This is a genomic window from Isosphaeraceae bacterium EP7, from assembly GCA_038400315.1.
Taxonomy (GTDB): domain Bacteria; phylum Planctomycetota; class Planctomycetia; order Isosphaerales; family Isosphaeraceae; genus EP7.
Window position 1 is genome coordinate 560,026 of sequence record CP151667.1, and the last position, 12,734, is coordinate 572,759.

Sequence of the window (12,734 nt, forward strand, 5' to 3'; positions counted from 1 at the left end):
GGATGAGTAAACTTACTTGTCGACACTCGATCGAGTCTCTGCACTCACAGTCCCTGGTGGCACGGCATCGATCGATCGGTTGAGGAGCGCCCGAATGCCGACATCACCATCCCGGTCGAAAATTGGCCACGCACGTCGTAACCTAGAGTTGTACGGCCCGAAGGTCGACCAGCTCTCCTGCTCCGACATGCGCAGTGTCTCTTCGTGGTCACGGGATCGTCGAGGAACCCCTCGGGTCGGTCATCTTGGCCGGCCCGACGGCTTCACCCCAGGGGTGGCCGAGACAAGTTATCGGCCTGGATCTGTGCCTGGATGAGTCGCCGGGGAAAATTCGAGGAAATGCCGCCTTGGCGAATTCTAGGGGGTCTGACGCGGGGGTGGGGCTCTGGGTAAAAACGGGGCCATGTAATTGTCCACCGCAGGGTGGATGACTGCCGAATCATCAGTGAGCGTTGAGCGGGCATCGAGCCCGGCCCCGCCCGGTCCCGTCGCAGGGATGCCGGCGATAAGATGCCGAAGGGGCTGGTCGAGGTTTTCCTACCGGTATTGGGAGGCAGCATGCGCAAGGGCAACAGGCTCCGCGAAGCGATCGCCGGGGCCGTTCTCGCCGCGGGATTTTCCGTCTGGATACCGGTCGCGGAGGCTGCCGATCGTGTTCAGCCCGTCCCGCTGGGGGGGACGCTGAAGGCCCAGTCGGGCGATCGCCAGTTCGGCGTCTATGTGCCGACTCGATTCGGCGGCGAGCTGACCGTCTCGACCACGTCGGGCAAGGTGGAGGCCCTCACCGGCCCCGACGGCAAGCCCCGCTCCAATGGCGGCGAGGTCGGCAACGACCAGCAGGGCTGGTTCACCTTCAAGGTGACCGACGCCAAAGAGGGATACGCCGTCGATTCCAAGTTCATCCAGGTCGGTGAGTCGATTCGCAAGCCCTGGAACTTCTACTACTGGCCCACCAAGGGAGACTCGATCCACGAGCCCTGGGCCGGCGGAAATGCCCGGGTTGACACCATGGCACCGGCCGGCGACGACCAGATGGTGGCCACCCCGGGCGGTTACATCGCCCCCGGGCAGGACATCGTCCTTCCGGGTCCCAACGGGATCCTGGAGACGCAGCCGGCCTCCGGCGACACCTCCACCTGGTTCCCCAACCTCTACGACGACCTGACCTGGCGCGGGCCCGAGGGCCAGCTCTTCCAGACCCCCTCCCCCCTGCTCAAGTATGACCAGATCTTCAACATGTCGGCCCGCAACTGGGAGGCCGCCAACAGCCAGAACCGCGACATCAGCCGCTGGCCCGGCCACTGCCTCGGCGGGGCCATCGCGTCGATCTCGATGAACGAGCCCAACCCCGCGCCCGGCTCGGGCCTGACCCGCGACGAGTTGAAGGCCCTCTGGGCCGAGCTCGGCGAGAACCACTACAACCACCGGATCGGCGACCACGCCAAGGACATCCCCGCCGGCCCCCCCCGCCCCGGTCCCGACGAGTGCGACCCGTTCGTCCCGCGGTTCCACGCCATGCTGGAGACGCACATCCGCGGCGAGAAGAAGGCGCTCCTGGCCAACTTGCGGGCCTTCCCCCCGCGCGGCACCGTCAATGAGGTTTGGAACCACGGCGTCGGCAAGTACGTCTCCACCTTCGAGGCCGTCCCCGGCAAGGGCGAGCGCACCGTCAGGGTCAAAACCGAACTGACCGCCACCAGCGGGTCGTGCCTCAATGGCAACGACGACAAGCCCCGCGTCAACACCTACGAGTACCGGATCGTCTACGGCCTCGACGGTAAGGTCGACGAGACCAACCCGTACACGGCCGACTGGATCAGCGTCGGCGGCGAGGCGATCTTCGCCCCGCTGAACGTCCTGCAGGTGCTCGAATCGAGCTGGCAGGGGCACAACCCGCAGGTCAACGAGGCCAACGTCCGGGCCGTGGACCTGGCCAACGGCGGCGGGCTCGGCGGTCGGTTTGCCGGCGTCGCCCCCACATTCCGCCCCGTCGGCAGCTACGAGGCCGGCCGCGCCCCGATGTTCGCCGGCCGGAACGACGGCTCGATGGAGAGCCCCAACGCACCCCGCCGCGGCGGCATCTTCCGCGGCATTTTCGGCCGCTGATCAGCCTGCCCGAGCATTCCAGCTTGTCTCGCTCACGCTGATACGATCCAACCGCGGCCGTCGCGACATCCTGGCTCGATTCGTCGAGATCCAGGGCGTCGCGACGGCCGTTTTGCATCCGGTCGGCCAGCGAATGAGATTTTGACGAGATTTGCGCGCGCCGGGCTGTCTAGAATCCCCTCCGTAAGATATCGTCCACGCTGCGCCACAGGAGGTGACGCGACGCCGTGGGCCACGGGGAGGATCTGACCGTGCGGCAGACCAAGGATGGGGGCGACCGCGAGGACGCGGCGAGCGACCCGGATTTCGCCGGAGGGGCCTCTCGCCCGATCGGTTCGGCCCGGCTGCTCCTCTGGTTCGGACTGGTGGCCGGCTGGGCCGAGCTGGCAACGATCCTGGCTCGCGACTCGATCAGCGGCCGGATCACGATGGATGCGCTGCGGACGAACCGCCATTTCCTCTGGATGATCCCGGCCTCGAACGCCTTGATCCTCGGCGGCCTCGGGCTGGTCGTCGGCGTGCTTTCAAGGCGGCGGCCCGACCTCGGGCGTTGGCTCGCCTGCCGGATTGGTGCCGGCGCGACCGCCATGGCCGTCCTGCTCGTATTCGAGGGGATCGACGCAAGGGCAAGCCTGGTCTTGGCCTGCGGCATTGGCGCCTTCCTCGGTCGGGCGATGGAATCGAGGGCCGGGTCGTTGGCCCGCTGCGTCCGCATCGGCCTGCCGGCGCTGCTCTTGGCCCTGGTCGGCTGGTCCACCTGGGGCTATCTGCGGACGTCTGGGGCAGAGCGAAGCGAACTGGACGCCCTCCCGCCGGCGACGTCCGGCGCACCCAACGTGGTCCTGATCGTGCTGGACGCGGTGCGTGCCTCGAGCCTCAGCCTCTACGGCCACGACCGACCGACGAGCCCGAATCTCGAACGCCTGGCCCGTCGCGGGGTCGTCTTCGACGAGGCCCGGCCTTCAAGCTCATGGACGCTGCCGTCGCACGCCAGCATGTTCACCGGGCGCTGGCCGCACGATCTGTCCGTCGGCTGGGACGAGCCGCTCGATGACTCCAGGCCCACCCTGGCCGGATATCTGGCCACGCGCGGATATGCGACCGCGGGGTTCGTGGGCAACACGTATTATTGTAACGCCCAGTATGGCCTGAATCGGGGGTTCGCCCGATACGAGGACGACTACGAGAACCTGGACGTCTCGCTGTTCGAGGTCGTCAGGAGCACCGGCATGGGCCGACGTCTGCTCCGCGTCTTCGGCCACAAGTACCACGTCGCGGGGGGCGGGACCTCGCTGCGCAAGTCGGCCGAGATGATCAACCGCGACGTCCTGGGCTGGATCGAGGGCCAGCCCGCGGACCGTCCTTTCTTCGCGTTTCTCAACTATTACGACGCCCATGGTCCCTACGTCCCCCCCGACGGCCCCGACACCCGTTTCGGCCTGAATGCCCTGCCGCAGGCCCGGAAGGACGTCATCCTCGACCGCTACAGGCGGCTCAAGGCCGGTGCGCACCGGCCTGCCGACGGCACCCCCCAGCAGGTCGAGCGTGACCTGACCGACCTGATGCGCGACTCCTACGAGAGCTGTATCGCCTACCTCGATCGCCAGATCGGGCAGCTCGTCGACGAGCTGGACCGCCGGAAGGTGCTGGAGAAGACCCTCGTGATCGTGACGTCCGACCACGGCGAGCACTTCAACGAGCACGGGTTCTTCGGCCACGGGCACAGCCTCTATCGCCCCGAGGTCCACGTCCCGCTCGTCATCCTGCCCCCCGGTTCCGGGGCGGCCGGGTCTTCGGTCCGCGAGCCCGTGACGCTGCGTGACCTGGCGGCGACGACGGTCGACATCCTCGGCGTCGCGGCCCGCTCGCCGTTCCCCGGCCGCTCGCTGGCCCGATTCTGGCGCCCGGGCGGTGCCAGCCTCGCGGCTCGGTCGACGAGCCCCTCGCCGGTCCTCTCCGAGCTCGAGCATCGCGCACACTCGACGCCAATGGCCGAGGTTCCCGCCTCGCTCGGTCGGCTCCGGTCGATCGTCGCCGGCGGCGAAGTTTATATCCACAACGACGGCGGCCGCGAGGAACTCTTCGACCTGAAGTCCGACCGGACGGATCTGCACAACCTGAACGCCGGAAGCGCCTCGCACCCCTCCGTGCCCCGCTTCCGAGCGATCCTGGATCGCCTCCCGGGGATCGACCTCGACCCGCCCCCCCTGCCAGGCCTGCGCGACGACGAGCTGGCCGAGGGCGTCAGCCAGCCGGGCCGCGACGGCAGCCTCCTTGACTAGATCTGCCTGCATTTTCGGCAAAGTCGGCCTAGATGGCCCGGCGACTCGTCGCCCCGTTCCTCCCCGGAACGGCAGGCTCGGGGCGACGGGCCGTCCGTCTTCCCGAATTCCGCAATTCCGTCACTGTCGTTCAAGTTTGCCGTGCGACTTTGACGATCAGTTAAGCACGGAGGGGTGGTCCCCGTCACAACGTCAACGTGACGCGTACCCCCTGACCTCATTCTGCCCTCGATCACGGGCATTTCACACGATTCAGAGTCCAACGGAATCGACCTGGCGCGATCCGGGCGAAGGAGGCCTTCGATGAGCCGCGAATCCGGCCTCCATTGCTTGCAGACGCGGCCAGCCCCTCGGCAGCGGGCCGCCCTCTCCGACCTGCCCGTCTCGAACGTCGGTTCCCGACGCGACGAGCAGCACGCGGCCGTGCCCGTCCTGATTCGGGTGCCCAGGATCGAGGTCGTCGGGACGATCTCCCATGGCGCGATGCCTGTTCGACGCCGCCGAAGACGGTTGCGACGCGAGGTCCGCGCGGTGGGAATCGGGCTGCTGACGTGCCTGCCGATCACCTGGATCCTGGCCGGCGCCGTCGGCAGTCGGGTCGACTTGACGAGGCCCTCCGGCTCGGTCGAGGCCGATGCGAAAGGGCCACCCGCCGCGATGCCGGTGGTGCTCCTCTCGCTCGAGCCGGTGTCAGACGGGCCCGACGCGGTAGCCGGCCGGTCCGTCGAGGTCCGTGACCAGGATGACACGTCCCCCGCCGCGACGATCGGCCCACACGAGTCGGTGCAGATGCCCGGCTATCTGCTCCCGGTCGATGGCAACTCGGCGGAGGAGGTCCCCCATGCGGGATATTGATCAGGCCCTGGCCCGTGCCTACGGGCGACGGGGTACGCCCGCCCAGCCCGGACCGAACAACGCCCTCCCCACGCCCCACTTCCCGGTCGAACCCGCTCGCCCGGTCCGGCCGGATCGGGATGGCGCGATCGACGCGACGATCGGGCTCCAGTGGCCCGAGACGGTCCGCATCCTGGAACGCGAGCACGGCGACCGGTTCGAGGAGCTGGCGGACGCCCTGATCGAGGTGCGCGACCAGAGGCGGCTGAAGGTCCTGCTCTTCACGAGCTGCCATCGCGCCGAGGGGCGGACTTCGCTGGTCCTGGCCGTGGCGAGGGCCCTGGCCCGCCGGCCCGGGCGGACCTTGCTGGTCGACGCCGACCTGACCGGCCCGATGCTGGCCCGTCAGCTTGGCCTGCGGCCCGAGTATGGCCTGGATGACCTGGTCGACTCGGGCATCGCGCTGGCCGAGGCGGTGGTCGAGGCGCCCGACGACAACCTGTCGGTTCTCCCGCTCCGGGCGGCGGTGGCCCGTCCTCGCGAGTTCCTCGCCAGCGCCGGCTGGTCATGCACGATGGCCCGGCTGCGACGCGAGTATGACCTGGTCCTGCTCGACGGCAGCCCGCTGTTCGCAGGGCTGAGCGCCGCGGTGCTGCATAGCTCGGTCGACGCGGCCATCCTGGTGCGCAACCGGACCCTGACCGGCGAGCGTGCCCTGCTCAGGGCCCGCGAGGTGCTCGACGCCGGCGGCATTCCCCTGCTGGGGATGGCCGAGACGTTCGTCTGATTCCGGGCGGCTGGATGCAGGCCCGACGGATCGGGCCGGCTTGAGGATGCGAGGCCAGAGGAGGCGGGCGGCCCGTGTACGAGTCGCATTTCGGCCTTTCCGGACGCCCGTTCGGCGAGAAACAAGGCCCCGATGCCTGGGTTTCGCTTCCCAGTCGAGACGCGGTCCTGCGCCGGCTGCGCTACGGCCTGGAGCACGCTCAGGGGCCGGTCCTGCTGTTCGGGCCCCCGGGATCGGGCAAGACCGCCGTGGCCCGTCGGCTCGCGGTCGCCCTTGGCTGGCCCGCCGCGCACGTCGTCTTCCCCGCCCTTCCCGCGGCCGACTGGCTGTCGACGCTGGCCGACGAGCTGACCGGCTTCGCCCACGGGCCGGCCGCGCCGGCGGCCTCGCTCAGGCGTCTGCGTTCGCACTTGGAGGCCGCCGCCAGCCGGGGTGATCGCCCCCTGCTGGTCGTTGACGAGGCCCAATTGATCGAAGATCCGGCCGCGTTCGAGTCGCTGCGACTGCTGCTGAACTTCGCCACCCTGGGGCCGCCCGACCTGGCCCTCGTCCTGGTCGGCACCGCCGACGTGCTGGATCGGCTCCCGCCTGGGCTGGCCGACCGCCTCACGGCGAGAGCCCTGCTCGGCCCGCTCTGCGAGTCCGAGGCTAGGTCGTATCTCGCCGGCCGCCTGCGGGCCGCGGGATCCGAGGTCTCTCTCTTCGATGTCGAGGCGACCCGGGCCCTCTGGATTGCCGCCGACGGACTCCCCCGGCGGCTCAACTTGATGGCTGACATGGCCCTGCTCATCGCCTATGCCGAAGGCCTCGCCGCCCCCGATGCCGCCTGCGTCGAGGCCGCCGCCCTCGAACTCGAGCCGATGATGCCGCTGGCCATCTGAGGGCCCCGGCCCCGATGGATCGTCAAAGGGTCGAGGCTTCCAACTGCTGCTCAACGAGGTCGGGCAGGACCTTATTCGTCGGGGTGTAGCTTCGATTCGCCAGGCGTCGCCCCTCGATGGAGGGATCCAGGCACTCGACGTCGAGTTTCGACGTGCTGACCGGCCTGGAATGCCTCGAGCTGAACCTGCGATAGATGGGGCCCAGCACCGGGACATTGGGGAATCGGGCATAGGAGTCCGGGAACTTCGCCTCGAAGTCGGCGGGTTTCACCTCCACGGGCGTGAGTTCGAGCCCTCGCGCCGCGGCCTTGTCCTGCATCCACCGAAGGGTTAGATCGGAGAACTCGGGGGTTTCGTTGCCCCCCCCGACGTCGCTATGGCCACCAACAAACCAGCGCTGCTCGATCGATTGCCGGTGGTCGGGCTCCTCTCCGTCCTTGAGCGACCAGAGCGAGGCGGCGAATTGCTTCCGATGCTCGTCGAGGGCGACGGCCTGGTAGGCACTCTCGACGATGGAGCTGAGCTTGGTGTCGTGGAATCTGAAGAACCAGTAATTCAGGAAGTTAAAGCAGGTTAACGGGATCCCGAGGGCGCCGACCGTGTCCCAGACCCCCAGGAATTTGATGGGGACCTCGCGCGAGTATCGCTTCCGGAATCGCCTGGCCATGAAGGTGTCCGCACCACCCCATCGCACCCGATAGATGTAATAGGCGATGTTGGAAATGATCCATCCGTGCCGCTGATGCGGCAGGTGGCAGTTGCGGATCAGGCCGACGAGGCTCCGCGCCGTATAGGCGCCCCGGCTGAAGCCGAGGATGTAAATCTCGTCGCCGTCCTCGTAGTTCTCGACGAGGAATTGATATCCCTTGACGATGTTCGCACCCAGCCCGTAGCCGAGCAGCCCGCCAAGCCACTTGTCATACCACTCGGTCCCCACACCCGGGACATACAGGCGGAGCTGGTCCGGGCCGTTCCCGCCCTCCGTGCTCGGGTGGACGGAATCGTGGAATCGCAAGACGTTGGTCGGGTCCGTGGACGTCTGTTTGTTCCACGTCCCGTCGTAGCAGATCACGATACGCTTCATGGTACCTGAACACCCCGGCCGCCCTCGCCCCGCGTCGGTCAAGGATGACGCGGCACCGGACACTTATAGCGGGCCGATCGCGACGATGCAAGTTGCGCGCGTTCATGCAAAAAATATGCATTGTTCGGGAATGTATTACTTGCGGCCGATCGTGTCGCTGACGGCGGCCTGGAGGCTCTCTCCGAGCCCCTTCTGGCGGATGGCCTCGACGTCGGCCCGGCAGGCGAAGAGGGCGTCGACGATTCGAGGGTCCCACTGCTTACCCGAGCCCTTGCGGAAGACCTCGTCGATCTGTCGGGTGTTCAGGCGGTGGCGATAGGGCCGGTCGCTCGACATGGCGTCGAAGGTGTCGGCCACGGCCAGGATCCGGGCCTCCAGCGGGATCTGGTCGCCTCTCAGGCCGGCGGGGTAGCCCGACCCGTCCAGGCTCTCGTGGTGTCCCGCCACGCCGGGCAGCAGATGGCCCAGGGTCTTCAGGTCGCCCAGGATGCGCACGCCGATGACCACATGAGACTGGATCACGCGGAATTCGTCCGGTGTCAGCGGTCCGGTCTTCTTCAGGACGTTGTCGTCGACGCCGATCTTGCCGACGTCGTGCAGCAGGCCCGCCAGGTAGAGGTCGCCCCGGCGGCGGGTGCTCATCTTCAGCTCCTCGCCGAGGCGTACGGCGATCCGTGCGACGCGCTCGGAATGGCCGAAGGTGTACTGATCCTTGGCGTCGATGGCGGCGGTCAGGGCGCGGATGACCCCGAAGAGAAGGTCCTTCAAGTCGGCGAACGTCCGGCTGTTGCTGCGCTGGGCGGCGATCAGCGAGGCCACCGGCCGGATCAGGTCCAGCTCGGCCGCGTCCAGCGCCACGTCAGCCCCCTCGGAGACGGAGACGACCCAGCCGGAGGGGGACTCGTCGGCGTCGGCCACGACCGAGACCTGCCAGGGCGGGTGGCCCGAGTCGTCGTAGACCCGGGAGTGCGCCCCATCGGGCAGGCCCGAGGCGTCGGCGGCCAGGCCCCTCCAGGTCCGAGAGTCGAGCCCCTCGACCATGCCGGCAACGATGACGGGCTCGAAGGCCGAGGCGGGGACCCAGGCCGCGGCGTCAACCCCCAGGCCGACCCGGGCCGCGGCGACGGCCAGACTCTGGAAGGTCGCGGGGGCGTCGCTGACCCGAAGTCGTCCGATCAGGCGGGCCGTGGGAATTCGGCTCGCCCTGGGCTTGCGGGGCGTTGCCGCGATTTCGCGGCTCTCGGACACCTTTTGCAGGGCCGAGGCGATCGACTGGCCCCAGGCCCTCAGGGCCGGCTCGGGGCACGACGGGCCCCAACCGGGCCAGTCGTCAGGGGCTGCGCCGGCGGGCATGAAGCCGGCCCAGGCGATCAGGTGGCCCTGCGGTGTCTCCTTTAGCGCGGCCTGCACCGGCAGGCCCAGCCAGACCGGGCCCACCTCGCCGGGCCTGAGCCAGAGGGTCGCGCGGGCCGTGGCTCCTCGGGCCGCCAGCTCGGCGGCCGGAGGCAGCTCGCAATCGGGCGAGCCCGCCCGGGCCAACCAAGCTGGCGCAGGCGCGTTGGGGTCGAGGATCCCGAGCGGCGCGTGCAACTCTCGCGAGAGCCGCGAGGCCAGAGCTTGCAGGGGGTCGCCCGCGGTCCGTGGCGGGCTGGAGTACCTGGGTTCTGCCGTGGTGTCCATCAATGAAGCCCTCCCACGCAACCCATCCTGAGGCGCGAAGCCGGCAGCCGCGGCACCTTTTCGACAACCCTAGGACACAGATTGCGACCGTGCAAGGCGCTACGGAGGATGGGCCAGAGATCCGGTCGGGCCCCGGAATTCCACGCCTCAGGTCGGTGCGCAAAGACGCGGCGAGGCGTCGGCACGCCTCGCCGCGTCGGTGTCCGGGGGCGTCATGATTAACCGCGGGTGAAGGTCAGGCCGGGGTCGCCGGCGCCTCCGTTGACGATCTTGAAGTTCATCTTGTCCTCGGCCAGCCAGGTGATCCTGCCCACCATCACCCCGCCGTCCTTGTCCTGGGCCAGGGTCAGCAAGTTGTCGGAGAACCCGGACTCCCCCTCGATCTTGTGAGGGGAGCCCTGACCGGAGGCGACATCCCACTCGAACCGGTTGCCGTCTTTCACCGTCAGTGTGATCGTCACCCCCTGCGCGGGGCTGGCCTTCCAGGTGCCCGCGAGGTTGGCGTTCTTGGGGACGAACGCGGGCGTCGTGGGCTGCTCGGCGATCGCCTGAGTTTGAGTGGGTTGATCCGCCTGAGGCTGGCCGGCGTCGGTGGTCGCGGGTGCGGCGACTGCGGCCTGCAACTGCTTCAGGAGCGAAGCCGAGAGCTGGTCCGTAGGCTTGAGCGCGACGACCGCCTTGTACTGGTCGATCGCCGCGTCCTTGAAGCCGGCGACAAGGTAGTGGTAGGCCAGGACGAACCGGGGCGAGGCCGAGGAGGCATCCTGCTTGGTGACGGCCTCAAGGGCCCTGAGCTGCTTGGTGTAGACGTCGACGTCGGGATAGAGGCCGATCAACGTCGTCCAGTCCCAGCCGGGCCCCACGGCCAGGACGGCGTAGAGGGTGCTTGCCGCCTGCTCATACTGGCCCAGGGCGAAGAGGACCAGGGCGCGGAACTCGTGCATGGTCGGGTCGTTGGGCATCTTGGCCAGGGCCTGGTCGGTCTGGGCCAGGGCCTGGGAATAATCCCCATCGTAGAACGACTGCCGGGCGGCGTCGAACGTCTGCAAGCTCGGGTCGCTGACGGTCGAGTCGGGCGGCGGGCCGCTGGCGTCGATCGGCTGGCTGTAGTCGAAGGAGCTGATCGGCTGGACATTCTGATCCAGCGGCTGCTGCACCACGACGGTCGGCGCCGTCACGACGTAGGGGTTCGCATAGCTGGAATAGCCCCACGAGTAGTAGGGGCTGCCCAGCCCCCAGGCGAGCAGGCCGCCGGTGGCCAACCCCACGCCGAATCCGCCGAGGCCGTAACCCCAGTTGTTGCCGCGCCAGTAGCCGTTGTACCAGTTGTTGTGGTATCCGCCGTAGGCGCCGCCAGGGTAGCCCCATCTGCCGATGTTGCCGTACCCATACCCGGGTCCGCCCGGACGATACCCGGGTCCGCCCGGACGATAGCCGGGGTATCCGGGACGATAGCCAGGCCCGCCAATGCGATTGACATTGCCCGCGCGATTGCCGCTGACGTTGGTGTTCCGATTGAAATTGTTGCTGTTATTGATTGTGACCGGCCGGTTGTTGACACCGACGTTCGTCCGGGTGTTGCCGCCGCCGCCGCCGATGTTCGTCCGGGTGTTGCCGCTGCCGATGTTTGCCCGGGTGTTGCCGCCGAGATTCGTCCCGGTAATGCCGCCGCCGATGTTTGTCCGGTTACCGCCGATGTTCTGGCGGTTGAACGAGTTCCCGCTATTCGTGGGCCGGAAGTTGTTGCCGCCGCTGATCGATCTCGGTGAGTTGAAAGACGGGGAGTGCGAGAACCCGCCCGAGGGGTGGTATCCGCCTCCTGAGAAGCCGCCACCGCGGTATCCTCCTCCCCCCCCCGAGAAGCCGCCGCCGCGATAACCTCCTCCGCCCCCCGAGAAGCCACCGCCGCGGAAACCACCCCCTCCGCCGCCCCCTCGCCCGCCTCGGGCCAGGACGGGCGAGGCATCGATCGTGAAGGCCAGCAGCGTCGCGATGACCGCCGCCCGCCTGAAGTAGTCGCGTCTCATGATCATCGCCCCGTGGTGGAGTTCGTGGGTGTTCGGTCGGAGGGCTGCTCGGGCCGGCTCAGCGAGGTTTCGGCGGGGTGCGGACCATCACGTATTCGGTCTCGGCGTCCAGGACCTCGCCGTCGAGCGTCCGGTCGGAAACCCTGACCTGAACCCGGTCCTTGCTCAGCATCTTCGTGGACCGCGTGGCGCCCGCGACGCCGCCGTCGACACGGACTCCGCTGGCCTTCTGGATCCAGGTCCCCTGGCCGTCGGACGACCAGGTCGACTCGCCGAATCCGCCTTCTTCGTCGAAGACCCACGAGCGGAACTGCTCGGCCGCGGGGTCCCAGCCGATGCGCTCGGTCCCCTTCAGGACGGGCTTGTCGCCGACCTGGATGGAGAAGGAACGGATCAGGAAATTCTCTCCCTCGGCCCAGGCGACATGCGTGCTGACCAGGGCGTCCTCGCTCTCGCTGACCCAGTCGCCGATCATCCAGGCGAGCTCTTCGAGCCGCTGGTGATGGTTGTCGACCGGCGCGGGGGTGTCGCGCACCTGGGCGTGCTTCCAGCCGCCGTCGGCCTTGGCGTAGAGGACGACGTAGCCGATGCGTTCGGGCTTTGCCCCGCCCTCGGCCGACTTGATGACGGCGATGCCCTCTTCCTGGGCTAGCTCGTCGGTCAGGAAGCTGATCGGCTTGGATTCCAGGGTGATGGTGTCGCCCGGGCTCTCCTCGAAGCCGGCGGCGAAGCGGTCGAGGATCGCGGGACGTCCTGAAGTGACGAGCCCATCCTCGTCCAAGATCTGGGCCCCTTCGGTGAAGGTGTCGGCCACGGCCTTGGCGTCGCCCGCGTTGAACGCCTTGACGAATGCCTCGTCGAGCGCCTTGATCGCGGCGCGGGCCTCGGGGTGGTCTTCCGCGGGCTTGACTGCCCCCGCCTCGGGAGCCTGGGCCCTCGCCATGGGCGCGAGGCCAAGTGCCAGGCAGGGCAGCGGGAGCAGCAGCACACGCAGCAGTGTCGAGGTTCGGGTCATGGTGCCAGTCCAGGGTCGGGTGAAGAAGATGACCGGAG

Annotated in this window: 9 protein-coding genes; 5 read left to right on the forward strand and 4 right to left on the reverse strand. The window is 68.3% G+C overall.

Features of this window, described 5'->3' with window-relative positions; translation table 11 throughout:
- Window positions 1-558: 558 nt before the first annotated feature.
- The 5 genes from EP7_RS02350 (at window position 559) to EP7_RS02370 (ending at window position 6,890) form a co-directional block, all read left to right on the forward strand.
- Complete coding sequence (locus tag EP7_RS02350) at window positions 559-2,106, forward strand: hypothetical protein (protein ID WP_463525966.1); 1,548 nt, start codon at window positions 559-561, stop codon at window positions 2,104-2,106.
- Window positions 2,107-2,357: 251 nt separating this feature from the next.
- Entirely contained in the window at window positions 2,358-4,388 is a 2,031-nt protein-coding gene (locus EP7_RS02355) for a sulfatase (protein ID WP_463525967.1), read from the forward strand.
- 303 nt (window positions 4,389-4,691) lie between these two features.
- A complete protein-coding gene (locus tag EP7_RS02360; RefSeq protein ID WP_463525968.1) occupies window positions 4,692-5,243 on the forward strand; it encodes a hypothetical protein in 552 nt (183 codons plus the stop codon).
- The gene (locus EP7_RS02365) at window positions 5,230-6,009 is read left to right on the forward strand and encodes a CpsD/CapB family tyrosine-protein kinase (protein ID WP_463525969.1); all 780 of its coding nucleotides are present in this window, start codon (window positions 5,230-5,232) and stop codon (window positions 6,007-6,009) included. The genes EP7_RS02360 and EP7_RS02365 overlap by 14 nt, the downstream gene beginning before the upstream one ends.
- Before the next feature lie 74 nt (window positions 6,010-6,083).
- Window positions 6,084-6,890 carry an ExeA family protein gene (locus tag EP7_RS02370; RefSeq protein WP_463525970.1) on the forward strand — a complete coding sequence of 269 codons (807 nt, stop codon included), beginning with the start codon at window positions 6,084-6,086 and terminating at the stop codon, window positions 6,888-6,890.
- 22 nt (window positions 6,891-6,912) lie between these two features.
- Here EP7_RS02370 and EP7_RS02375 read toward each other — a convergent pair whose 3' ends face one another.
- The 4 genes from EP7_RS02375 to EP7_RS02390 form a co-directional block, all read right to left on the reverse strand.
- Window positions 6,913-7,974, reverse strand: a complete 1,062-nt coding sequence (locus EP7_RS02375) for a DUF2235 domain-containing protein (RefSeq protein WP_463525971.1) — start codon at window positions 7,972-7,974, stop codon at window positions 6,913-6,915.
- A gap of 135 nt (window positions 7,975-8,109) precedes the next feature.
- Window positions 8,110-9,654, reverse strand: coding sequence for an HD-GYP domain-containing protein (locus EP7_RS02380; RefSeq protein ID WP_463525972.1), 1,545 nt, complete (start codon window positions 9,652-9,654; stop codon window positions 8,110-8,112).
- A 218-nt stretch (window positions 9,655-9,872) separates the two neighbouring features.
- Window positions 9,873-11,681 (reverse strand): tetratricopeptide repeat protein, encoded by a 1,809-nt coding sequence (locus EP7_RS02385; RefSeq protein ID WP_463525973.1) that lies wholly within the window; start codon window positions 11,679-11,681, stop codon window positions 9,873-9,875.
- Window positions 11,682-11,739: 58 nt separating this feature from the next.
- Complete coding sequence (locus EP7_RS02390; protein WP_463525974.1) at window positions 11,740-12,696, reverse strand: YybH family protein; 957 nt, start codon at window positions 12,694-12,696, stop codon at window positions 11,740-11,742.
- Window positions 12,697-12,734: the final 38 nt, after the last annotated feature.

Excerpts from the sequence above, each read along its gene's own strand:
- EP7_RS02350 (WP_463525966.1), top strand. The coding sequence starts at position 559 with ATGCGCAAGGGCAACAGGCTCCGCGAAGCGATCGCCGGGGCCGTTCTC.
- EP7_RS02360 (WP_463525968.1), top strand. The coding sequence starts at position 4,692 with ATGAGCCGCGAATCCGGCCTCCATTGCTTGCAGACGCGGCCAGCCCCT.
- EP7_RS02365 (WP_463525969.1), top strand. The coding sequence starts at position 5,230 with ATGCGGGATATTGATCAGGCCCTGGCCCGTGCCTACGGGCGACGGGGT.
- EP7_RS02375 (WP_463525971.1), bottom strand. The coding sequence starts at position 7,974 with ATGAAGCGTATCGTGATCTGCTACGACGGGACGTGGAACAAACAGACG.
- EP7_RS02380 (WP_463525972.1), bottom strand. The coding sequence starts at position 9,654 with ATGGACACCACGGCAGAACCCAGGTACTCCAGCCCGCCACGGACCGCG.
- EP7_RS02385 (WP_463525973.1), bottom strand. The coding sequence starts at position 11,681 with ATGAGACGCGACTACTTCAGGCGGGCGGCGGTCATCGCGACGCTGCTG.
- EP7_RS02390 (WP_463525974.1), bottom strand. The coding sequence starts at position 12,696 with ATGACCCGAACCTCGACACTGCTGCGTGTGCTGCTGCTCCCGCTGCCC.